This window comes from Pseudomonas nitroreducens NBRC 12694 (assembly GCF_002091755.1).
Lineage (GTDB): Bacteria > Pseudomonadota > Gammaproteobacteria > Pseudomonadales > Pseudomonadaceae > Pseudomonas > Pseudomonas nitroreducens.
Map to the genome: position 1 here is coordinate 206,138 of NZ_BDAI01000002.1, position 22,568 is coordinate 228,705.

General features: G+C 65.4%; 18 protein-coding genes. 9 read left to right on the forward strand and 9 right to left on the reverse strand.

Annotated features, from left to right (window positions below; genetic code table 11):
- The first annotated feature begins 48 nt into the window (after positions 1–48).
- Complete coding sequence (locus PNI01S_RS06845; protein WP_038803173.1) at positions 49–2,112, forward strand: putative bifunctional diguanylate cyclase/phosphodiesterase; 2,064 nt, start codon at positions 49–51, stop codon at positions 2,110–2,112.
- A 5-nt stretch (positions 2,113–2,117) separates the two neighbouring features.
- Here the strand turns inward: PNI01S_RS06845 and PNI01S_RS06850 are convergent, their stop codons facing one another.
- On the reverse strand, positions 2,118–2,984 hold the full coding sequence (locus PNI01S_RS06850; protein WP_024762283.1) for a LysR family transcriptional regulator: 867 nt from the start codon (positions 2,982–2,984) through the stop codon (positions 2,118–2,120).
- Positions 2,985–3,106: 122 nt separating this feature from the next.
- On the opposite strand from PNI01S_RS06850, the gene PNI01S_RS06855 reads away from it, so the two are divergent.
- From PNI01S_RS06855 to PNI01S_RS06865, 3 genes are read left to right on the forward strand one after another with little or no spacing between them, the layout of a single operon-like run.
- Entirely contained in the window at positions 3,107–3,742 is a 636-nt protein-coding gene (locus PNI01S_RS06855) for an ankyrin repeat domain-containing protein (RefSeq protein ID WP_024762282.1), read from the forward strand.
- 25 nt (positions 3,743–3,767) lie between these two features.
- Positions 3,768–4,223: a nucleoside deaminase gene (locus PNI01S_RS06860; protein ID WP_024762281.1), complete on the forward strand. Its 456-nt coding sequence runs from the start codon at positions 3,768–3,770 to the stop codon at positions 4,221–4,223.
- A gap of 14 nt (positions 4,224–4,237) precedes the next feature.
- A complete protein-coding gene (locus PNI01S_RS06865; RefSeq protein ID WP_051445545.1) occupies positions 4,238–5,440 on the forward strand; it encodes a CynX/NimT family MFS transporter in 1,203 nt (400 codons plus the stop codon).
- Positions 5,441–5,490: 50 nt separating this feature from the next.
- On the opposite strand, the gene PNI01S_RS06870 is transcribed toward PNI01S_RS06865, so the two are convergent.
- The 6 genes from PNI01S_RS06870 to PNI01S_RS06895 form a co-directional block, all read right to left on the reverse strand.
- Positions 5,491–5,691, reverse strand: coding sequence for a hypothetical protein (locus PNI01S_RS06870; protein ID WP_024762279.1), 201 nt, complete (start codon positions 5,689–5,691; stop codon positions 5,491–5,493).
- A gap of 118 nt (positions 5,692–5,809) precedes the next feature.
- On the reverse strand, positions 5,810–6,004 hold the full coding sequence (locus PNI01S_RS06875; protein WP_024762278.1) for a hypothetical protein: 195 nt from the start codon (positions 6,002–6,004) through the stop codon (positions 5,810–5,812).
- 236 nt (positions 6,005–6,240) lie between these two features.
- Positions 6,241–7,668 (reverse strand): efflux transporter outer membrane subunit, encoded by a 1,428-nt coding sequence (locus tag PNI01S_RS06880; RefSeq protein WP_065083889.1) that lies wholly within the window; start codon positions 7,666–7,668, stop codon positions 6,241–6,243.
- A 5-nt stretch (positions 7,669–7,673) separates the two neighbouring features.
- On the reverse strand, positions 7,674–10,874 hold the full coding sequence (locus PNI01S_RS06885) for an efflux RND transporter permease subunit (protein WP_024762276.1): 3,201 nt from the start codon (positions 10,872–10,874) through the stop codon (positions 7,674–7,676).
- A 249-nt stretch (positions 10,875–11,123) separates the two neighbouring features.
- The gene (gene mexE, locus PNI01S_RS06890) at positions 11,124–12,359 is read right to left on the reverse strand and encodes a multidrug efflux RND transporter periplasmic adaptor subunit MexE (RefSeq protein WP_024762275.1); all 1,236 of its coding nucleotides are present in this window, start codon (positions 12,357–12,359) and stop codon (positions 11,124–11,126) included.
- Positions 12,360–12,689: 330 nt separating this feature from the next.
- On the reverse strand, positions 12,690–13,604 hold the full coding sequence (locus PNI01S_RS06895) for a LysR family transcriptional regulator (RefSeq protein WP_017517481.1): 915 nt from the start codon (positions 13,602–13,604) through the stop codon (positions 12,690–12,692).
- Between the two features lie 314 nt (positions 13,605–13,918).
- Here PNI01S_RS06895 and PNI01S_RS06900 point away from each other — a divergent pair, with 314 nt between their 5' ends.
- The 3 genes from PNI01S_RS06900 to PNI01S_RS06910 all read left to right on the forward strand — a co-directional run bounded on the left by PNI01S_RS06900 (position 13,919) and on the right by PNI01S_RS06910 (position 17,955).
- Positions 13,919–14,938: a zinc-dependent alcohol dehydrogenase family protein gene (locus PNI01S_RS06900; protein WP_037009194.1), complete on the forward strand. Its 1,020-nt coding sequence runs from the start codon at positions 13,919–13,921 to the stop codon at positions 14,936–14,938.
- Positions 14,939–15,241: 303 nt separating this feature from the next.
- Positions 15,242–15,700, forward strand: a complete 459-nt coding sequence (locus tag PNI01S_RS06905) for a (2Fe-2S)-binding protein (protein ID WP_037009221.1) — start codon at positions 15,242–15,244, stop codon at positions 15,698–15,700.
- An 11-nt stretch (positions 15,701–15,711) separates the two neighbouring features.
- Positions 15,712–17,955, forward strand: coding sequence for a xanthine dehydrogenase family protein molybdopterin-binding subunit (locus PNI01S_RS06910; RefSeq protein WP_084357673.1), 2,244 nt, complete (start codon positions 15,712–15,714; stop codon positions 17,953–17,955).
- Between the two features lie 71 nt (positions 17,956–18,026).
- On the opposite strand, the gene ptrC is transcribed toward PNI01S_RS06910, so the two are convergent.
- On the reverse strand, positions 18,027–18,224 hold the full coding sequence (gene ptrC, locus PNI01S_RS06915) for a type III secretion system co-regulatory protein PtrC (RefSeq protein WP_024762271.1): 198 nt from the start codon (positions 18,222–18,224) through the stop codon (positions 18,027–18,029).
- Positions 18,225–18,430: 206 nt separating this feature from the next.
- On the opposite strand from ptrC, the gene PNI01S_RS06920 reads away from it, so the two are divergent.
- Entirely contained in the window at positions 18,431–18,766 is a 336-nt protein-coding gene (locus PNI01S_RS06920) for a ribonuclease E inhibitor RraB (protein WP_024762270.1), read from the forward strand.
- Between the two features lie 203 nt (positions 18,767–18,969).
- On the opposite strand, the gene PNI01S_RS06925 is transcribed toward PNI01S_RS06920, so the two are convergent.
- Positions 18,970–19,629: a DsbA family oxidoreductase gene (locus PNI01S_RS06925; protein ID WP_084357674.1), complete on the reverse strand. Its 660-nt coding sequence runs from the start codon at positions 19,627–19,629 to the stop codon at positions 18,970–18,972.
- Between the two features lie 457 nt (positions 19,630–20,086).
- Between PNI01S_RS06925 and fusA the strand changes: the two genes are divergently transcribed.
- Positions 20,087–22,195, forward strand: coding sequence for an elongation factor G (gene fusA, locus PNI01S_RS06930; protein ID WP_084357675.1), 2,109 nt, complete (start codon positions 20,087–20,089; stop codon positions 22,193–22,195).
- Positions 22,196–22,568 lie beyond the last annotated feature (373 nt).

Genomic DNA, 22,568 nt, shown 5'->3' on the forward strand with positions numbered 1-22,568 from the left:
CATGGACCGCGCGCGGCCATCAGCGCTTGAGTCCATTAGAGAGCCCCCATGCTTACCGGTAGTTACGATCCCGCCCTCGTCCTGATCTCGCTGTGCGTCGCCATGCTGGCGTCCTACACCGCCCTGGACCTGGCCGGGCGCATCGCGACTACCCGCGGCTGGCCGGTGCTGCTGTGGATCGGTGGCGGCGGGGTGGCCATGGGAATCGGCGTGTGGTCGATGCACTTCATCGGCATGCTTGCCTTCAGCCTGCCGATCCCGCTGGGTTACGACCTCACCCTGACCCTGCTGTCGCTGGCCATCGCCGTACTCAGTTCCGGCTTCGCCCTGGCGCTGGTCAGCCAGGAGCGGCTACCGCTCTGGCAGCTGATCTGCGGCGCGCTGGCCATGGGCGCCGGGATCAGTTGCATGCACTACCTGGGCATGTACGCAATGCTGATGCAGCCGGGCATCGACTACGACCCGACGCTGTTCGGGCTCTCTCTGGCGATCGCCGTGGCGGCGTCCGGCGCCGCATTGTGGATCGCCTTCAAGCTGCGGCAGAACACCCCCTATGTGCGCCTGGCCCGGGGTGGCGCAGCGTTGGTGATGGGCCTGGCGATCGTCGGCATGCACTACACCGGCATGGCCGCGGCGCGCTTTCCCGAGGGCAGCTTCTGCGGCGCATCCCCCAACGGGCTGAGCAGCGACTGGCTGGCGATGCTGGTCGTCATCGTGACCCTGGCGGTCATTGGCATCGCGCTGCTCACGTCGGTGCTGGATGCGCGCCTGGAGTCGCGCACGGCACAGCTCACCTCGTCGCTGGCCCAGGCCAACCAGGAGCTGACCCAGCTCGCCCTGCACGACAACCTCACCCGTCTGCCCAACCGCATCCTGCTGGAAGACCGCGTCGAGCAGATGATCGGCAAGGTCCAGCGCAACGGCGGCTACTTCGCGCTGATGTTCCTCGACCTCGATGGCTTCAAGCCGGTCAACGATGCGTTCGGCCACCATGTCGGCGACCTGTTGCTCAAGGATGTGGCGTTGCGTCTGTGTGGCAACCTGCGCAGCGACGACACCGTGGCGCGCATCGGCGGCGATGAATTCGTGATGTTGGTGGCGCTCGCCGAAGCCGAAGACGCGGTGAGCGTCGCCAGCCAGCAGGTCAACCTGCTGGCCCAGCCGTTCCAGGTGGCCGGGCAGGAGCTGCGCATCGCCGCCAGCATTGGTATCGCGCTCTATCCGGGCGACGGCACCAGCCAGCAGGAGCTGCTGCGCAACGCCGACGCAGCCATGTACCACGCCAAGGGCAATGGCAAGAACGGCTACAGCTTCTTCGAACAATCGATGAACACCAATGCGCGCAACCACCTGCAGCTGCTGCACGACCTGCGCGCCGCCCTGGACCGTCGTGAATTCATCCTGCATTACCAGCCCAAGTTTGCCGCCAGCGGCGAACCCATCGGCGCCGAGGCGCTGCTGCGCTGGCAGCATCCGCAACGCGGGCTGCTGATGCCCGATACCTTCATCGCCCTGGCCGAACGCACCGGGCTGATCATCCCCATCGGCGACTGGGTGCTCGACGAGGCCTGCCGGCAGATGCGCGAGTGGTACCTGCAGGGCCACGAAAGCTGGCGGGTGGCGGTGAACCTCTCGGCCCTGCAGTTCTGCCATGCGGCGCTGGTGCAATCGGTGGCCGATGCGCTGCAGCGCCATCATTTGCCGGCGCGCTGCCTGACCCTGGAAATCACCGAGACCACGGCGATGCGCGATGCCGATTCCAGCCTGGAAATCCTCGGCAAGCTGTCGGAGATGGGCGTGGACCTGTCCATCGACGACTTCGGTACCGGCTATTCCAGCCTGCTGTACCTCAAGCGCCTGCCGGCCAACGAGTTGAAGATCGACCGCGGTTTCGTCCGCGACCTGGAGCAGGACAGCGACGACGCCGCCATCGTCTCGGCCATCGTCGCCCTGGGCCAGGCGCTGGATTTGCGCATCGTTGCCGAAGGGGTGGAAACCTCCGGCCAGCAGAGCTTCCTCACCCGCCTGGGTTGCGATTCGCTACAGGGCTTCCTGCTCGGCAAGCCCGTGCCGGCCGAGCAATTCTTCGAGCGTCTCGGCGCTCCGGGCTGAGTGGCTCAGTACTCCGCTGGCAGCGCCGCCAGCTGGGTACACAGATCACGCAGTTGCTCGCACAGGCGGCGCCCGGCACTGCCCAGTTCCGGGCGGGCGTAGAGTGCCAGCTCCAGCCCCTCGATGGGCGCAAAACCCTCCTCGGCGGTCAGCACCCGGTGGCCTTCGTGGCGCCCGCGCAGTGGCAACAGGCTGACGCCCATGCCGGCCGCCACCGCGGCTGACAAGCTGGCCAGGCTCGCGCTGCTGTAACTGATGCGCCATCGCCGGCCGCTGGCTTCCAGCGCGTGGATCATCTCCTGGCGGTACAGCGCGCCCAGCGGAAATACCACCAGCGGCAACGGGTCGCGCGCGGCGGCGGGGGTGGCGGCGCTGTCCTGCCAGGCCAGTGGTTCGGGCCAGTGCGCCAGGCAATCGGCATCGGCGCCCCATTGCTTGACCAGCGCCAGGTCCAACTCGCCGCTGCGGTACTGGCGCAACAGCTCCTGGCTGAGACCGCTGGAGACCTCCAGGCGCAGCCGCGGGCGTTCGGCGCTGAAGGCCGCCAGCAGCGGCATCATCCGCTCGCCGGCGAAGTCTTCCGGCATCCCCAGGCGCAGCACGCCCTCGCTGTGCTCACTGCTCAGAGCCTCACGGGCCTCCGAGCCCAGTTCGAGGATGCGCCGCGCATAGCCCAGCAGCCGTTCGCCCTGTTCAGTGGGCAGCACCTGGCGCTGGCTGCGGTCCAGCAGACGACAGTCCAGGCTCTGTTCAAGGCGCAGGATCTGCTGGCTGACGGTGGACTGGGTGAGGTGCAGCAATTCGGCGGCGCGGGTGAAGTTGCCGGCGTCCACTACCATCACGAAGCTTCGCAGCAGGTTGGGGTCAAGCATTTGGATTCCCACTGAAACTCATGTTTCTATTTAATTTCAGCATAGAAAATCCCTTTGTCATACTGCGACTGCTCATTATCGAGAGTGATTCGAGGCACGACAGCCATCGCGGGGGAGCGCCCATGGACATGCCGACCATCCAGACCGAGGACGTGCACAGCCGTGCCGCCGCGGACGCACTGCTGGGCGCCGCCAGCGACGGCCGGGAAGCCGAGGTGGCGACGCTGCTCCAACGCGGTGTGCCAGTGGATGTGACCGACGGGCAGGGCAACACGCCGCTGCTGCTGGCCACCGCCCAGAACCGCGTGGAAGTCGCGCGGCTGCTGATCGCCACCGGCGCCGACGTCAACCGGCAGAACCGCATCCACGACAGTGCCTACCTGCTGGCCGGTGCGGCGGGACGTCTGGATATCCTCCAGCTGACCCTGGCCCACGGCGCCGACCTGCGCAGCACCAACCGCTATGGCGGCACGGCGCTGATACCGGCCTGCGAGCGTGGCCATGTGGACGTGGTAGCGACCCTGCTCAAGGCCGGCGTCGACCCCGATCACGTCAACAAGCTGGGCTGGACCGGGTTGCTCGAAGCCATCCTGCTCAGCGACGGCGGCCCGCGGCACCAGGCCATCGTGAAACAACTCATAGAAGCCGGGGCGAACCTGAACCTGGCCGACAACGACGGCGTCACGCCGCTGCAACACGCCCGCCAGCGCAACCAGACCACCATCGCCAGGATGCTGGAAGTCGCCGGCGCGCATTGATCGAACCGATTCGCTGGAAACTGCCATGTCACACGAAGTCTTCATGCGCGAGGCCCTGCAACTGGCCCGCGACAACATCGAGGCCGGCGGCCGCCCGTTCGGCGCCGTGCTGGTCAAGGACGGCCGGGTGATTGCCCGCGCCGCCAACTCCATCCACCTGGATTTCGACCCCACCGCCCATGCCGAGCTGCTGGCGATCCGCCGCGCCTCGGCGGTGCTGGGCATGTCGCGGCTGGACGGCTGCGTGATCTACGCCAGCGGACACCCTTGCCCCATGTGCCTGGCGGCCATGCACCTGTGTGGCGTGGAAGGCGCGTACTTCGCCTATTCCAACGACGATGGCGAGCCGTTCGGGCTGTCGACTTCCGCCGTGTACCAGCAGATGACCCAGCCGCCGCAATGGCAGGCGGTGCCGCTGCGGGCCCTGCGCCCGAGCGGCGAGGAAGGCCTCTACGATCACTGGCAGGAGCTCCGCTCGTGAGTCGCAGCATCGCCATGGCGAGCGCGCAGAGCGGCAGCGAGCAGAACGTGCGCGCCGGCTGGATCGGCTTGCTGGTGATCGTCGCGCTGGGCATCAACCTGCGGCCGATCCTCACCTCCATCGGCCCGCTGCTGGCCGACATCCACGACGCCACCGGCCTGGGCTTCCAGGGCCTGTCGATGCTGACGGTACTGCCAGTGCTGTGCATGGGGCTGTTCGCCCTGGGGCTGCCGTGGGTCGGCCCGCGCCTGGGCGAGAGCCGGGGCATGGTGCTCGGCCTGCTGGCCATCGGCGCGGCATGCTTCTGGCGGCTGCTGCTGGACAGCGGCTTCGCGCTGATCGCCAGCGCGGTGCTGGCGGGCTGCGGCGTGGCGGTGATCCAGGCGTTCGTGCCGGGGGTGATCAAGCGCTGGTTTCCGCACAAGGTGCCGTCCGCCATGGGTCTCTACTCGGCATCGCTGATGGCTGGCGGCGGTAGCGCCGCAGTCCTGGCACCGGTGGTTTCGGAACACTTCCATCGCTGGCAGGACGGTCTCGGCGCCTGGCTGCTGCTGGCCATTGTCGGCCTGGTGCTCTGGGCGCTGGCCCGCCCGCGGGAAACGCCGGTGGCGGCGCCGCCCCGGCAGAAGGCGCAGCACTATTTCGGCAGCCGTCGCGCCTGGCTGCTGGCGCTGTACTTCGGCCTGATCAATGGCGGCTACACCAGCATGGTGGCCTGGCTGCCGGTGTATTACCGCCAACTGGGCTGGACGGCCCAGGCCAGTGGACAGCTGATCGGCCTGATGACCATCTTCCAGGTGATCGCTGCGCTGACCATCCCGTTGCTGATCCGCCGCTCGCTGGATCGCCGCGGCTGGCTGTGTCTGTGCCTGCTGATTCAACTGGCGGGCTTCATCGGGTTGATCTCGGCGCCGCTGTACCTGCCGGGTATCTGGGTGGCGATGATCGGCTACGGCCTGGGCGCCTGCTTTGCGCTGAGCCTGACGCTGACCCTGGATCACCTCGCCGATGCCGGCGCGGCCGGTCGGCTGGCGGCCTTCGTACAGGGCATCGGCTTCATCGTTACCGGCATCGTGCCCTACGTCACCGGTTGGCTGCGTGACAGCACCGGGAGCTTCCAGGCGTCGTGGATCCTGCTGGCGGTGTCGGTGGTGCTGATGCTGGGCGTGACGTTGCGCTTTTCGCCCAAGGGATACGCGCGGGCAATGCAGCGCTGAGGCTGGAAGAAATGGAAATGGCGCCGGAGGGCGCCATTTTTTTGCCTGCGTTACACGGAGGTAGCGATGTAGATGCGGTAGGCGATGATCGACAGCATGCTCAGTGTGCCGACCCACATCAGGAACACACCCACCGGGCGCTGGCGGATGGTGAAGCCGATCCCCAGCATGAACATGCCGAAGACGAGGATGCCGAGGGTGATGAAGAGGGACGTGGGGTCCAGGGGGATGAAGTGGGCGGTGGCGTCCATGGCGAATCCTTGTCTGAAAATTCCGAAATAGAAAGTCTAGGCGAGGGCGAGGGCGAACTCTTTTGATCCCTGGCAAGTCGCGCTGGATCATAACGGCACGAACCGCTCAGCCCAAGGCTCAAGACTGCGCCAGCAGTTGCCCCTTGTTCGTCAGCACCAGTTGCAGGCCGCGGAACTCAGCCAGCTGCAGGTGCACGAGCCATCTTTTCAGGTCCGGGTGAAAAACGTCGCCGCGCCGCACGCGCCGCAGGAGATCATTCAACTCGTTACCGCGGCGAGGGGCTGGGATTCTGGTTTCATCGGCGTCGGACACTGAGCGGTATTCCTTAAACCTGGCGTCAGTGAATTCTGAATTCGAACGAGCTTCAGCTTATTTTCTATTGCTATCAGAAAATACTGATCAGCATCTAAGTATCTGACAGATTCCGGAACCGGGTTGCCAATAGCTAGGAAGCGCCGCTGAAGCATGGCCATAAAAAAGCCCCGCGGTCCGGAGCGTCAGACCGCAGGGCCAGAACGGTCGAGAAACTCTCGACCGGGGAGGATCGATCAGGCCGCAGGCGTCGGCTGCCAGCCGCCGCCAAGGGCCTTGTAGATCGCCACGATGCCGCGGTACACGTCGACTTCCGCGAGGGCCTGGGCGTCCTCGGCGGCCAGCTGTTCGCGCTCGGCGTCCAGCAGGTTGAGGAAGTCCACGGTGCCCTCGCGGTATTGCAGGCCGGCCTGTTGTGCGGCATTGCGGCTGGCTTCGGACTGGCGCACCAGCGAGACCAGGCGCTGCTGGCGCTTGCCGTAGTCGCTGAAGGCGTTCGACGATTCTTCCAGGGCCAGCAGGACCTGCTGCTCGTAGGTCGCCAGGGCGCCGTCGGCATCGGCCTTGGAGGCGCGCAGGCGAGCCCGCACACTGCCCAGGTCGAAGGCCGCCCAGGTGATGCTCGGGGCCACGCCCCAGGCGCTGGCGGCGGACGAGCCGATCTGCGAGCCACGGCCGGCGGTGTAGCCGAGGAAGCCGCCGAGGCTGACCTTCGGGAACAGGTCGGCGGTGGCCACACCGACATCCGCGGTGGCGGCCGCCAGGCGGCGTTCGGCGGAGGCCACGTCCGGCCGACGGCGCAGTAATTCACCCGGATCGCCGATGGGCAGGGCCTTGGCGATGGCGGGTAGCTTTTTCGGCGACAAGTCCACCGTCAGCGCATCCGGGCGCTGGCCGAGGAGGGTGGCGATGCGGTTGCGCTGGCGCACTTCCTCGGCTTGCAGTTGCGGCACGCTGGCTTCGGTGGAAGCCAGGCGCGCTTCGGCGCGTTGCACGTCCAGTTCGCTGCCGACGCCGGCGTCGCGCAACTGGATGGTCAGGTCGCGGGATTCGCGCTGGTTCTCCAGGTTGCTCCTGGCGATGCTCTCGCGAAGCTGCGCACCGCGCAGTTGCCCGTAGGCATCGGCGAGCTCGGCGATCAGGCTGACCTGTAGCTGCTGCAGGTCGGCCACGGTGGCTTCGCTCAGCGCGTCGCTGGATTCCAACTGGCGGCGCACGCGGCCGAACAGGTCGACTTCCCAGATCATGTCCAGGCCCAGGTCGTAACGCTCCTGGTTGACCCGGTCCTCGGTCTGGCCGGGCACCTGGCCCTTGCCGACCTGGCCTTCGGCGCGGCTGGTGACCGTGGGGAAACGGTCATTGGCGACGTCGTCGCGGATCGCCCGCGAAGCCAGCACGCGGGCGTAGGCCACGCGCAGCTCGCGGTTTTCCTTGAGGGACTGGTCGACCAGCTGGGTCAGCACCGGGTCGTCGAACTGCTTCCACCAGGCGTCTTCGTAACGGCTGCGGTCGTAGTTCTGTACCTGGGCATTGCTGTCCAGTTGCGCCGGCGCGGTGTCCGGTTTCTGGTAGTCGGGGCCGACCATGCACGCGCTGAGGGCCAGCGCGAGCAGGGAGGGGACGAACAGTTTCACGGCACTCTTGCTCACAGCATTGTTGATCATGACGCTCATGCCTGATGGGCCTCGTGGTTCTGGGCGATGCGCGCTTGCTGCGCCTGTTTCTTCGCTTCACGGGCTTCCATGAAGCGGCGGATCAGCACATAGAAGACCGGGGTCAGCAGCAGGCCGAAGAAGGTCACGCCGAGCATCCCGGAGAACACTGCGACACCCATGGCATGGCGCATTTCGGCGCCGGCGCCGGACGACAGCACCAGGGGCACCACGCCCATGATGAAGGCGATGGAGGTCATCAGGATCGGCCGCAGACGCAGGCGGCAGGCTTCCAGTACCGCGCTCAGGCGGTCCATGCCTTCGTCCTGCTTGTCCTTGGCGAACTCGACGATCAGGATCGCGTTCTTGCACGCCAGGCCCACCAGCACGATCAGGCCGATCTGGGTGAAGATGTTGTTGTCGCCACCGGACAGGATCACGCCCGCAATGGCCGACAGCAGGGTCATCGGCACGATCAGGATCACCGCCAGCGGCAGGCCCCAGCTCTCGTACAGCGCGGCCAGCACCAGGAAGGCGAGCAGCACGCAGAGCGGGAACACATAGATCGCGGAGTTGCCGGCGAGGATCTGCTGGTAGGTCAGTTCGGTCCACTCGTAGGTCATGCCATTGGGCAGCTCCTGCTTGAGCAGGCGCTCGATGGCGGCCTCGGCCTGGCCGGAGCTGTAGCCCGGTGCAGCGGCGCCGTTGATCTCGGCGGTGATGAAGCCGTTGTAGTGCATCACGCGGTCGGGGCCGGCGGTGTCGCTGATCTTGATGAAGGTGGCCAGCGGGACCATTTCACCCTGGTTGTTGCGCACCTTCAGCTGGCCGATCTGCTCGGGTTCGAGGCGGAACTGCTGCTCGCCCTGGACGTTCACCTGGTAGGTGCGGCCGAAGCGGTTGAAGTCGTTCGCGTACAGCGAACCCAGGTAGACCTGCAGGGTGTCGAAGATGTCGCTGATCGCCACGCCGTGGGTCTTGGCCTTCTCGCGGTCGATGGCGGCATCCACCTGCGGCACGTTCACCTGGTAGCTGGTGAACACCGACATGGGGTTCAGCTCCGGCAGGGCGCGGGCCTTGTTGAGGATGTTCTGGGTCTGTGCGTAGAGCTCCTCGTAACCGGCGTTGCCGCGGTCTTCGATCTGCAGGCGGAAGCCACCGATGGTGCCCAGCCCCTGCACTGGCGGCGGCGGGAAGATGGCGATGTAGGCGTCCTGGATGTCGGCGAACTGCTTGTTCAGCTCGGCGGCGATCTCGTTGGCCGACATGCCCGGGCCTTTACGCTCGCTGAAGTCTTTCAGCGGGGTGAAGACAATGCCGCTGTTGGGGCTGTTGGTGAAACCGTTGATCGACAGACCCGGGAAGGACACGGTGTGCTCGATGCCCGGGTGCTTGCCGGCGATGTCCGACATGCGCTTGATCACCGCTTCGGTGCGGTCCAGCGTAGCCGCGTCGGGCAACTGGGCGAAGGCCACCAGGTACTGCTTGTCCTGTTGCGGCACGAAGCCGGTGGGGGTGCTGGAGAAGCCCAGGTAGGTCAGGCCGATCAGCCCCGCATACAGCAGCAGCGCGATGGAGCTGCCACGCAGCACGCGGGTGACGGTTCCGACATAGCCATGGCTGGCGCGGTCGAAGAAACGGTTGAACGGACGGAACAGCCAGCTGCCGAGCAGCTTGTCGAGGATCACCGAGAAGCGGTCCTTCGGCTCGTGGTGCCCCTTGAGCAGCACGGCGGACAGCGCCGGCGACAGGGTCAGCGAGTTGAACGCCGAGATCACCGTGGAGATCGCGATGGTCAAGGCGAACTGCCGGTAGAACTGCCCGGTGAGGCCGGAGATGAACGCAGTGGGGATGAACACGGCGCACAGCACCAGCGCGGTGGCGATGATCGGCCCGGTCACTTCCTTCATGGCGCGCTTGGTCGCCTCGACGGGCGTGAGGCCCAGCCCGATGTTCCGCTCAACGTTCTCCACCACCACGATGGCGTCGTCCACCACGATACCGATGGCCAATACCAGGCCGAACAACGACAGCGCGTTGAGCGAGAAGCCGAAGGCGTGCATCACCGCGAAGGTGCCGATCAGCGATACCGGTACGGCAGCCAGCGGGATGATCGAGGCGCGCCAGGTCTGCAGGAACAGCACCACCACCAGCACCACCAGGATCAGGGCTTCGAACAGGGTGTGCACCACCGCTTCGATGGAGCCGCGAACGAAGATGGTCGGGTCATAGACGATGGAGTAGTCCACGCCCTGCGGGAAATCCTTCTTCAGCTCGGCCATCTTCTCGCGCACCAGGTTGGAGATGGCGATGGCGTTGGAACCGGGACGCTGGAAGATCGGGATGGCGACCGCCGGCTGGTTGTCCAGCAGCGAGCGCAGAGCGTACTGGCTGGAGCCGAGTTCGACGCGGGCGATGTCCTTCAGGCGGGTGATCTCGCCGTCCGGGCCGCTGCGGATGATGATGTTCTCGAACTCTTCCTCGGTGACCAGGCGACCCTGGGTGTTGATCGACAGCTGGAAGCTGGTATCGCTCGGCGAGGGCGGGGCACCCAGGGCACCGGCGGCGACCTGGCGGTTCTGCTCGCGGATCGCGGCGACCACGTCGGTGGCGGTCAGGTTGCGCGAGGCGACCTTGTTCGGGTCCAGCCACACACGCAGCGAATAGTCGCCCATGCCGAACAGCTGTACGTCGCCCACGCCGTCCAGGCGCGCCAGCTCGTCCTTGATGTTGAGGATGGCGTAGTTGGACAGGTAGAGCATGTCGTAGCGGTTATCCGGCGAGGTCAGGTGCACGACCATGGTCAGGTCGGGCGAGGCCTTGTCGACGGTGATGCCGATGCGGGTGACTTCCTCGGGCAGCTTGGGCTGCGTACGGGTCACGCGGTTCTGCACTTGCACCTGCGCGTTGTCCAGGTCGGTGCCCAGGGCGAAGGTGATGGTCAGGGTCATCTTGCCGTCGGCGGTGGATTGCGAGGACATGTAGAGCATGTTCTCGACGCCGGTGATGGCCTGTTCCAGCGGCGCGGCGACAGTCTCGCCGATCACCTTGGGGTTGGCGCCGGGGAAGTTGGCGCGTACGACCACGGTGGGCGGCACCACTTCGGGGTATTCGCTGATCGGTAGCTGGAACAGCGAGATGGCCCCGCCGATCAGGATGATCAGCGAAAGCACGGCGGCGAAGATCGGCCGCTGGATGAAGAATTGCGAAAAGTTCATGGCTGGTTCCTGTCGCGAACGCTGCGGTTCGCCAAACCCGGGACAAAGGTCACCCAAGGCCCTGGTGGGAGAAGGGCCTGGTACATCGATTCAGGGTGAGTTCGTCGATGATCCGCCTGCGCTTGCCCAGGCTGCGTTGGAAGCCGGCTCGGAATGCTCATTCACTACAGTGAACTGCGCTTCCTCACCGCCTTCCGCCTTGCCTGGCCTGCGCTCGGCAGGATCCTCGCTGAACTCGTACGGGTTGGGTCAGCCGCGAGGCGCGCCCGGTTTGACGGACTTTTCGGCCACCTTCGGCGCCTCGAAGCTCTCCAGCGCACGGCGCTGATTTTCGAGGTTGGCGAGGGTTGACTGGCTGGCCATCTCGACACCCTGGGCGTCGACCTGGGCACCGGGGCGAACCCGTTGCAGGCCGTTGACCACGATGCGGTCACCCTTGACCAGGCCGCTGCGGACGATGCGCAGGCCTTCGAGTTTCGGGCCCAGCTCGATGCCGCGGTACTGCACCTTGCTGTCCTTGTCGAGCACCAGTACGAACTTCTTGCCCAGGTCGGTGCCGACCGCTTCGTCCTTGATCAGCGCGGCGGGGTAGGTGCCGCTGCCGACCAGCTTGATGCGGGCATAGAGGCCGGGGGTGAACTGGTTGGCGTCGTTGTCGAACACGGCGCGGCCACGGATGGTGCCGGTCTTGGGGTTGACCTGGTTGTCGAGGAAGTCCAGGCGGCCCTGGTGGGGGAAGCCGTCCTCGCCGGTCAGGCCCAGGTACACCGGGCTGCTGCCACGGGCGTCCGGACCACCCTTGCGGGCGAGGTCGACGTACTTCAGGTAGACACGCTCGTCGGCGTCGAAGTAGGCGTAGACCTTGTCGGTGGAGACCAGGGTGGTCAGCACGCTCTGGCCGCTGTTCACCAGGTTGCCGGCAGTGACTTCGGCCCGCGAGACGCGGCCGTCGATGGGCGCGGTGATCTGGGTGAACGACAGGTTCAGGCGGGCGTTGTCCAATTCCGCCTGGGTCGCGGCGACCACGGCCTTGGCCTCGGTGGCGGCGGCGGTACGGGCGTCGGCGAGTTCCGCGGAAATGGCGTTGGTGGCGCGCAGGCGATCGCCCCGGGAGGCTTCGTTGACGGTACGGGTCTGGTTGGCGCGAGCCTGCTGCAGCTGGGCTTCCAGGCGATGCACCTCGGCCTGGAATGGCCGTGGATCGATCTGGAACAGCAAGTCGCCTTTCTTCACCAGGGCGCCTTCACGGAAGGCGACGCGGTCGATGTAGCCGGAGACGCGTGGGCGCAGTTCGACGGATTCCGGCGCCTCCAGGCGACCGGTGAATTCGTCCCATTCATTGATTGGCTGCTCGATGACATCCGCCACGCTGACCTTGGGCGCGGCCATGTTCTGGGCCGCGTCCTGGCCTTTGCCGCAGGCGCTGAGAACCAGCACGGCGGCCAACGCCAACGGAATACGCAAGGTGTTCAGATTTCGCTCCATGGAAAAGACTCCGGCGATCTAATTGGTTTTGGGATTTCTGATGGAGCGGAGTCTGCGCAACAGGGCGCTTGGGAACTAATCGAACGAGCAGATTTTGATTATCACGCGCAGTGATAAATGCTTTTGCACTATGCGCAGGAATAGATAGAAGGAGTGGGCACGGGGATTGCCCGAAAGCGCTACTGGATAGTTTGGTGTGCTCGGGCTGCCCTCTCACTAACCCTCTCCCTCGGGAGCGGGGCGCGCAGCCAGCGCCGGAGTGAGGGAGTCGCCTCGCACCGAGGTACGGCCTAAGAGGGTTTCTGGAGGAGCGAGTTAGGTGGGGCGGTGTCAAAGGCTGTCCGGGTCACCCACGAACATGGTGATCCGCGAACGCAGCCAGCGCTCGGCCGGGTCCTGGTCCTGGGCGCCACGCCAGACCATGGACAGTTCGGCCAGGCGGGTGGGGAAGGGCGGTTCCTCTGCGCGCAGGCCGCCGGCGGCGGTGAGGGCCAGGGCCACGTACTCGGGGACGGTGGCGATGATATCGGTGCCGGCCAGCAATTGGGCGAGGCCGACGAACTGCGGCACCGCCAGCACCACCTGGCGCTTGCGGTCCATCTCGGCCAGGGTCTGGTCGACGAAGCCGTCCAGGTCGCCGGCGTAGGACACCAGCGCGTGTGGGCGCGCGCAGTAGTCATCGAGGGTCAGCGCGCCGGGGATCGAGTCGGCCCGCAGGATCTTCCAGGTACTGCGGCGCAGGGTCTTGCGCTTGGCGTTGGCCGGCAACTCGTCGGTGTAGCTCACACCCACGGAAATCTCCCCGGACGACAGCAGTTGCGGCATCAGCAGGTAGTTGGCGCGGCGCACCACCAGGGTGATGCCCGGCGCCTCGGAGCGCAGGCGGCGCAGCAGCGGCGGCAGCAGGCCGAATTCCACGTCATCGGACAGGCCGATGCGGAACACCGCCTTGCTGGTGGCCGGGTCGAAGTCGGCGGCGCGGCTCAGCGCGGTGGAGATGGAGTCCAGCGCCGGCGAGAGGTGGCCGAAGATTTCCTGCGCCCGCGCGGTGGGCTCCATGCTGCGCCCGGTACGCACGAACAGCGGATCGTCGAACAGACCGCGCAGGCGCGCCAGGGCCGCACTGATCGCCGGCTGGCCGAGGAACAGCTTCTCGGCGGCGCGGGTCACGCTGCGTTCATGCATCAGCGTCTCGAAAACGATCAACAGGTTGAGATCAACCTTGCGAAGGTCGTTGCGGTTCATGGGGACTCCCTGGCGATGGGGGAAAAGTGAGGCCGAGCGTGTCCTGAGTCAAGTCTGTCAGATAAGTCCTTGATCAATTTCTACTTTTTTAATGAGAATCTCGTCCCGGCGGTGTGGTCTGACTCTGTATGAACAGAGCCACCCCGGTCCCGTGGACAGTCCCGGCGCAGAGCCTTGCAGCCGCGCAGGGCAAGGCTTGTAGCGCGGGCCGAATCATCGCCATTTATGTCAACTATCAATGGTGAACGGTGGCGTCACCCCTAAAGCCCGGATAGAGTCCGTGGCTATGAAGCACTACAAAGGCGAGGTATGTGATGTCCCGCATGATCCGTTTCCACCAGTTCGGTGACGCCTCGGTCCTGAAGATCGAGGAGATGCCGACCCCGCAACCGGGGCCGGGTGAAGTACTGATTCGCACCCAGGCATTGGGCGTCAGTTGGCGCGACGTGCTTTGGCGGCAGAACCTCGCCCCGGATCAGGCCAAGTTGCCGGCGGGCATCGGCTATGAACTCTCCGGTATCGTCGAAGCCGTGGGCGAGGGTGTGGAAGACCTCGAGCCCGGCGTGGCGGTGGCCAGCTTCCCGGCGAATTCGCCGAACCTGTATCCGGCCTGGGGTGACCACGTCATCCTGCCGCGCACGTCGCTGACCCGCTATCCGGATGTCCTGACCCCGGTCGAGGCGGCGGTGCACTACACCGGCCTGATGTACTCCTATTTCGCCCTGGTGGAGCTTGCCCAGATCAAGCCCGGCCAGCGCGTGCTGATCACCGAGGCCGGCCATTGCCTGGCCCCGCAGGCGGTGCAGCTCGCCAAGGCGCTCGGCGCCCAGGTGATCGCCACCACCAGCCATGAGGAAACCCGCGAGTTCCTCAAGGGCCTGGGGGCGGACAAGGTCATCTATACCGAGGAGCAGGACCTGGTCCTTGAAGTCGAGCGCTTCACCAAGGGTGAAGGCGTCGAGATCGTCCTCGACCAGTGCGCCGGCCCGCAGATGAAACTGCTGGGTGACGTCGCGGCCCCGCGCGGCAAGCTGATCCTGTACGGCATCAACGGTGGCAACGATGCAGCCTTCCCGGCCTGCGCGGCCTTCAAGAAGCACCTGCAGTTCTTCCGCCACTGCGTGCTGGACTTCACCGGGCAGCCGGAGATCGGCCTGACCCGCAACGACGAAGCCGTGCAACGGGCGCTGACCGCGATCAACCAGATGACCGCCGACCAGTTGCTCAAGCCGAGCATCGACCGGGTGTTCGATTTCGCCCAATACCTGGACGCCAACACCTATATGGAAACCTGCCCGGGCGGCGGCCGTGTAGTCATCAAGATGCCGGAGTGATCCGGCCTCCCTGAGGCGAGAAAGCCACTCTTCGGAGTGGCTTTTTTGTGCGCACGAGATTCTGCGTTGTCCCAGCGGGAATTGGCCTGCCCGCTAGCCCTCGATTCAGGCCGCACGGCTCATATGCCGTCACACCCTGGGCAGTATCAGGCAAGCCTCAAGAGAACCAGGCAAACCGCTCGGCGCCTTCCTGGCGTATCGTCGCGGCACTGATCGGCGCTTGCGCCTAGGCTGAATCCATTGCGTGACGAAGCGGCTGTGCTTCGCCCCATTCCATCACCCGCAGAAGAGGTGAACACCCTGATGATTACCGTGAACCTGAACGGCAAGGACCACGAACTCGACGCTCCCGGCGAGATGCCGCTGCTCTGGGCCTTGCGCGATGTCGCCGGCATGACCGGCACCAAATACGGCTGCGGCATGGCGCTGTGCGGTGCCTGCACCGTGCACGTCGACGGCCAGCCGACGCGTTCCTGCGTTACTCCGCTGGCGGCGGTGGCCGGCAAGAAGATCACCACCATCGAGGCGGTGGCCGAACAGCCCGCCGGCAAGGCGGTGCAGGAAGCCTGGCGCAAGCTCGATGTGGTGCAATGCGGCTACTGCCAGTCCGGGCAGATCATGTCGGCCACCGCGCTGCTGGCCTCCAACAAGGCGCCCAGCGATGCGGACATCGATGCCGCGATGAGCGGCAACATCTGCCGCTGCGCCACCTATGCGCGGATCCGTGCGGCCATCCACGACGCCGCCCAGACCCTGGCCTGAGGACCGACACCATGCTCGAACCCCGTATCGACCAGCAGCCGGCCGAGGCCGGCAGCATCCTCAACGTCAGCCGCCGCAGCTTCCTGCGCGGCGCCGGCGGCCTTGCGCTGGGCATCTACTTCGCACCGTTGCTGGGAAAATTGGGCGACGCCCAGGCGGCCAGCGACTTCGAACCCAACGCTTTTGTCCGTATCGCCCCTGACGGCACCGTCACCGTGATCGCCAAGCATGTCGAAATGGGCCAGGGCAGCTACACCGGTCTCGCCACCCTGGTGGCCGAGGAGCTGGATGCCGACTGGAATCGCGTGCAGGTCGAAGGCGCTCCGGCCGATGCCAAACGCTACGCCAACCTGGCTTTCGGCAATCTGCAGGGCACTGGTGGCAGCAACGCCATGGCCAACTCCTTCGAGCAGATGCGCAAGGCCGGCGCCAGCGCCCGCGCCATGCTGGTGGGCGCGGCGGCGGAGCAGTGGAAGGTGCCGGCGGCCGAGATCGAGGTGCACGACGGCGTCGTCAGCCACGCTGCTTCCGGACACAAGGCCAGCTTCGGCGAGTTGGCCGAGGCGGCGGCGAAACAGCCCGTGCCGACAGACGTTAAGCTCAAGGACCCGAAGGACTTCAAGCTGATCGGTCAGGTGCAACTGCCACGCAAGGACAGCCCGTCCAAGACCGACGGCACCGCCCAGTTCACCCAGGATGTGCACCTGCCGGACATGCTGGTTGCCGTGGTCGCCCACCCGCCGCGTTTCGGCGCGGTGCCGGCCAAGGTTGATGCCAGCAAGGCCAAGGCGGTGCCAGGCGTGGTCGATGTGGTCCAGTTTCCGGGGAGCGAACGCCGTTTCGCTGGCGTTGCCGTGCTGGCGAAGAACACCTGGGCTGCGCGTCAGGGCCGCGATGCGTTGCAGGTCGAGTGGGATGAGAGCAAGGCCTTCAAGATGGGCAGCAAGGAAATCTTCGCCCAGTATCGCGACATGGCCAGCAAGCCGGGCCTGGTGGCGCGCAATGACGGGGATGTCGCCAAGGCGCTGGAGAAACCGGCGCACCTGATCGAGGCCGAGTATCAGTTCCCCTATCTTGCCCACGCCGCCATGGAGCCGCTGAACTGCGTGGTCTTCCTCAAGGAAGACGGCTGTCAGATCTGGAACGGCGAGCAGTGGCAGACCGGCGACCAGATGTCGGTGGCGCAGTTACTGGGCATGGAGCCCGAGCAGGTGAACATCACGCAGCTGTACGCCGGCGGCAGCTTCGGCCGCCGCGCCAACCCGCACTCGGACTATGTGCTGGAAGCGGCAGCCATCGCCAAGGCGGCTCGCGACCAGGGTGTGAAGGTGCCGATCAAGATGGTCTGGACCCGCGAAGACGACACCCGTGGCGGCTATTACCGTCCGGCCTTCCTGCACCGCGCGCGACTGGCGGTGGACGCCCAGGGCAATCTGGTGGGCTGGGAGCAGCGGTTGGTGGGGCAATCCTTCATCGTCGGCACGCCGTTCGAGAAGTTCATGGTCAAGGATGGCGTCGACAAGATCGCCGTGGAAGGCGCCGCCGATCTGCCCTACGCCGTGCCCAACCTGCGTGTCGAGCAGGCGCTGGCGGATAACGTGACGGTGCCGACCCAATGGTGGCGCTCGGTGGGCCACACCCACACGGCGTTCTCCACCGAAACGCTGATCGACGAAGCGGCCATCGCCGCCAAGCAGGACCCCTACGAGTTCCGTCGCAAGCTGCTGGAGAAACACCCGCGGCATCGCGGCGCGCTGGAGCTGGTGGCGCAGCGGGCCAATTGGCTGGCGCCGCTGGACAAAGGCAAGGACGGCGAGCAGCGGGGCCGCGGCATCGCCGTGCACGAGTCATTCGGCAGCTTCGTCGCCCAGGTGGTGGAGGTGACCTACAAGGCGGACAAGAGCTTCAAGGTGGACCGCGTGGTCTGCGCAGTGGACTGTGGCCTGGCGATCAACCCGGACGTGATCAAGGCGCAGATGGAGGGTGGCATCGGCTTCGCTCTGTCGGCGGCGTTGCACAGCGCCATCACCCTGACCGACGGCAAGGTCGACCAGTCCAACTTCCACGACTTCCAGGTATTGCGGATCAACGAGATGCCGGTGGTGGAGGTGCATATCGTGCCATCCGCCGAGCCGCCCACCGGCGTGGGTGAACCGGGGGTTCCGCCGCTGGCGCCTGCATTGGCCAATGCGCTGTTCGCGGCGACCGGCAAGCGCATCCGCAACCTGCCGATTGGCAATCAGCTACAGGCGTGATGCCTGATTGGTAACACAAATGCCCCGCACGAGCGGGGCATTTGCTTGGCAGGGTCTAGACTTTCCCGAGATCAGGCGACCAGGGCCTGCTGTTCGTGCCCTTCGCAGATCAGTTCGCGCAGCACCCGGCGTTCTTCGGGCAGGGTGGCGGCGTTGTGCAGCGCCAGGCCGCCTTCCTCGTCGAGCACAGCGATCTGGGTCTCGAAGTGCAGCTGCAGCTCGTCCAGAGTGATGTAGGTGATGCGGTACGCCGCCTCGGTGCTGTGCATGGTCGCAGGCTCGATGTGGGAGGGCGCAGGCCCGATGGAGGCATCGTCGCGCCGAGCGGGCAAGGGCGGAAGTGAAACACCGTGATGGTGAACATCACCAAAGGCGATGGTGCCGGCGAGATTTTCCGGCATCTGTCATGCAGGACGGGTATCCTGCGCGGGCGTGCCCACACCGGGCATTTTGTAAATCGAATTGGAGCAGTGACATGAGCCGCGACAAGCAGCTTTTCCCGGAAGACGAAATCGGCGATGCCCTGTGGGCCCTGCAGGAAGACGGCGAAGACCTCTCCCTCGAGCATGAGGTGGAGTTCGCGGTGATCTTCCCGGACGAGCAGTCCGCCCTGGACTTCGCCATCATGCTGCTGCAGAACGGGCAGAAGGTGGCGTACTCCGAGTACGACGGCAACGACAAGCTGCCCTGGCAGGTACTGGCCTACCCGGTGATGGAGCTCTCCCACGAGCACATCAGCGGCTACGCGGCGCTGCTGTCCGAGCACTCCGCTGACCTGGGCGGTCAGATGGACGGCTGGTCGGCGCTCTGATTGGTTGATGCAGCATGAAAGACGGCGCCTTCGGGCGCCGTTTTTCTTTGGTCGTTTGAGCATTGGCAGTGGGACCACTCTCCCCTCAGAGAGAGGGTGGGTAAGTGGCTGGCCCGGAGTACAAATCTTCCCGCAGGAGACGAACGTCCGTACGCGGCGCATCACCCGCCAGCGTTATCCCTCCTACGTTCCTGCAAAGGTAGTCACTCCGGTAGTGGCGCCTGCCGCGCGACCTGGCGCAGTACCTGCTCGTAGTAGTCGGTACTCTGCGCCCCGGATATCAGCTGGCGGCCATTGAGGATCACCGCTGGCACGGCGCGAATGCCTCGACTGGTGTAGAAATCTTCTTCGGCCACCACCTCGTCGCCATAGGCGTCGCTATCGAGGATTTCCCGGGCGCGCACGGCGTCCAGCCCGACGCTGACAGCCACTTCCAGCAGCACTTCCGGGTCGCTCGGGTCGCGGCCTTCGCCGAAGTAGGCATGCAGCAAGGCCTGTTTCAACGCCACGTCGCGATGCGACTCGGCGGCCCAATGCAACAGGCGGTGGGCGTCGAAGGTATTGTAGATGCGGTTGCGCTTCTTCAGATCGAAGTGCATGCCGACTTCCTCGCCCATGGAACGCAAATGCTCCTGGTTGCGGGCGATTTCCTCGGCGCTGCTGCCGTACTTGCGCTGCAGGTGCTCCACCAGGTCTTCACCCTCGGCAGGCATGTCGGCGTTGAGTTCAAAGGGCTTGATGTGCAATTCCACGGTCAGTTCGCCATCCACCCGGCGCATGGCCTCCAGCAGGCCATTGAGGCCGATGGCGCACCAGGGGCAGACGATATCGGAGACGAAATCAATGGTGATGGCGTCGCTCATGGGGGCGAACTCCGGCAAATGGGCGAGCGCCTAGCATGGACCCGGATGGGCGTTCCAATCCAGTGGCGATAGCGCCGGGCGGTGATTCGGCCCGTTGGCCAGGCCTTGGCGCCCTTGTCTCGGGCGTGGGGCTTCCATCGGGGCGACATCCCTGTCGCGAAGGGCGTATCAGGGGGCGGGAGAGGGCGACGACGAACGCATTGGCTGCTTCGGGTTATCACCTGAGAACTACAATCATTTCATGGGTTTCCCGCCATGCGGTGAAATGCCGGAGCGACGCAGCCGGTCGGACTGCGACATCCGCGACGCTCCGGCACTGGAATTGCCACGAAGACGCGCTACCTTGAGCCTGTTGCGCTCAGAAAATTCTGATGCCGCACTCCCTCCCGCCGTCCCGCGCAGGCAACGGACCCGCAGCAGCAAGCCCGGCAGTCAACCAGCAGAAACGGAGCACACCATGGCTCGCAATACGCCCATCGAGCTTTACCGCAATATCGGCATCGTCGCCCACGTCGACGCCGGCAAGACCACCACGACCGAGCGCATCCTTTTCTATACCGGTGTGAACCACAAGATGGGCGAGGTGCACGACGGCGCGGCGACCATGGACTGGATGGTGCAGGAACAGGAGCGTGGCATCACCATCACCTCGGCGGCCACCACGGCGTTCTGGCAGGGCTCCTCCAAGCAGTACCCCAACAAGTACCGCTTCAACATCATCGATACCCCCGGGCACGTCGACTTCACCATCGAGGTGGAGCGCTCCCTGCGCGTGCTCGATGGCGCGGTGGTGGTGTTCAGCGGCGCCGATGGCGTCGAGCCGCAGTCCGAGACCGTCTGGCGCCAGGCCAACAAGTACCACGTGCCGCGCCTGGCCTACGTGAACAAGATGGACCGTCAGGGCGCCGACTTCCTCCGGGTGGTGGCACAGATCAAGCAGCGCCTGGGCCACACCCCGGTGCCGATCCAGTTGGCCATCGGCTCGGAAGAAACCTTCTCCGGGCAGATCGACCTGGTGAAGATGAAGGCCATTGTCTGGAACGACGCCGACCAGGGCACCAGCTACACCGAGGAGCCGATCCCGGCGGAGTTGCAGGCGCTGGCGGACGAGTGGCGCGCGCACATGGTCGAGGCTGCCGCCGAAGCCAACGACGATCTGATGAACAAGTACCTCGAAGGCCAGGAACTGACCGTCGAGGAAATCAAGGCCGGCTTGCGCCAGCGCACCCTGGCCAACGAGATCGTTCCGGCGGTGCTGGGCTCCTCGTTCAAGAACAAGGGCGTCCCGCTGGTGCTCGACGCGGTGATCGACTACCTGCCGGCGCCCACGGAAATCCCGGCGATCAATGGCACCGATCCGGACGACGAAGAGAAGCACCTGGAGCGTCACGCCGACGACAGCGAGCCGTTCTCCGCGCTGGCCTTCAAGATCGCCACCGACCCCTTCGTCGGTACGCTGACCTTCGCCCGCGTCTATTCCGGCGTGCTGAGCAGCGGCGACGCGGTGCTCAACTCGGTGAAGACCAAGAAGGAACGCGTCGGCCGGATGGTGCAGATGCACGCCAACCAGCGCGAGGAAATCAAGGAAGTGCGCGCCGGCGACATCGCCGCGTTGATCGGCATGAAGGACGTCACCACGGGCGACACCCTGTGCTCCATCGACAAGCCAATCATCCTCGAACGCATGGACTTCCCTGACCCGGTGATCTCCGTGGCCGTGGAGCCCAAGACCAAGGCCGACCAGGAGAAGATGGGCATCGCCCTGTCCAAGCTGGCCCAGGAAGACCCCTCGTTCCGCGTCAAGACCGACGAGGAAACCGGGCAGACCATCATCTCCGGCATGGGCGAGCTGCACCTGGACATCATCGTCGACCGCATGCGCCGCGAGTTCAACGTCGAGGCCAACATCGGCAAGCCGCAAGTGGCCTACCGCGAGGCGATCCGCAAGAAGTGCGAGATCGAGGGCAAGTTCGTCCGCCAGTCCGGCGGCCGTGGCCAGTTCGGTCACTGCTGGATTCGCTTCGAGCCGGGCGACGAGGGCAAGGATGGGCTGGAGTTCGTCAATGAGGTGGTCGGCGGCGTGATCCCGCGCGAATTCATCCCGGCGATCCAGAAGGGCATCGAGGAACAGATGCAGAACGGCGTGCTCGCAGGCTACCCGCTGATCGGCTTGAAGGCCTCGGTGTTCGACGGCTCCTACCACGATGTCGACTCCAGCGAGATGGCGTTCAAGATCGCCGCGTCCATGGCCACCAAGCAGCTCTCGCAGAAGGGCGGCGCGGTGCTGCTGGAGCCGGTGATGAAGGTCGAGGTGGTGACGCCGGAGGACTACATGGGCGACGTGATGGGCGACCTCAACCGCCGGCGCGGGCTGATCCAGGGTATGGAAGACACACCGGCGGGCAAGGTCATCCGCGCCGAGGTGCCACTGGGCGAGATGTTCGGCTATGCCACCGACGTGCGCTCGATGTCGCAGGGGCGGGCGAGCTATTCGATGGAGTTCACCAAGTACGCCGAAGCGCCGGCGAACATCGCCGAGGCGATTATCAAGAAGGCCCACGGCTGAGGTTTCCCTGAGCCAATGACGGCGCCTGCGGGCGCCGTTTTCGTTGGTGTGGTCCGGTATGACTCTTTTGGTAGGGCGCATAACGCGCCAGCGTTATCCGCCGCATGGCCATCGGCGCATAACCCGTTCCGGGTTATACGCCCTACGGTGCTGGTGTTTAGCGCCGCATTTGAGTGTTCGGATGTATTGGGTTTCGCCCCCTCGGGCGAGTCACTTTTCCAAACGCCGAAAAGTAACCAAAAGGCTTGCCCCGGACATCCGGTTTTTCGCTTGGGGCGAAAAATGCCCTCGTTGAACGGGGCACTCGGAGTGTGTGGGCGTTTCTCTGGAAGTCTTCGAGTGCCAAAATCCGATCTTCCCGTGTTGGAGCGGG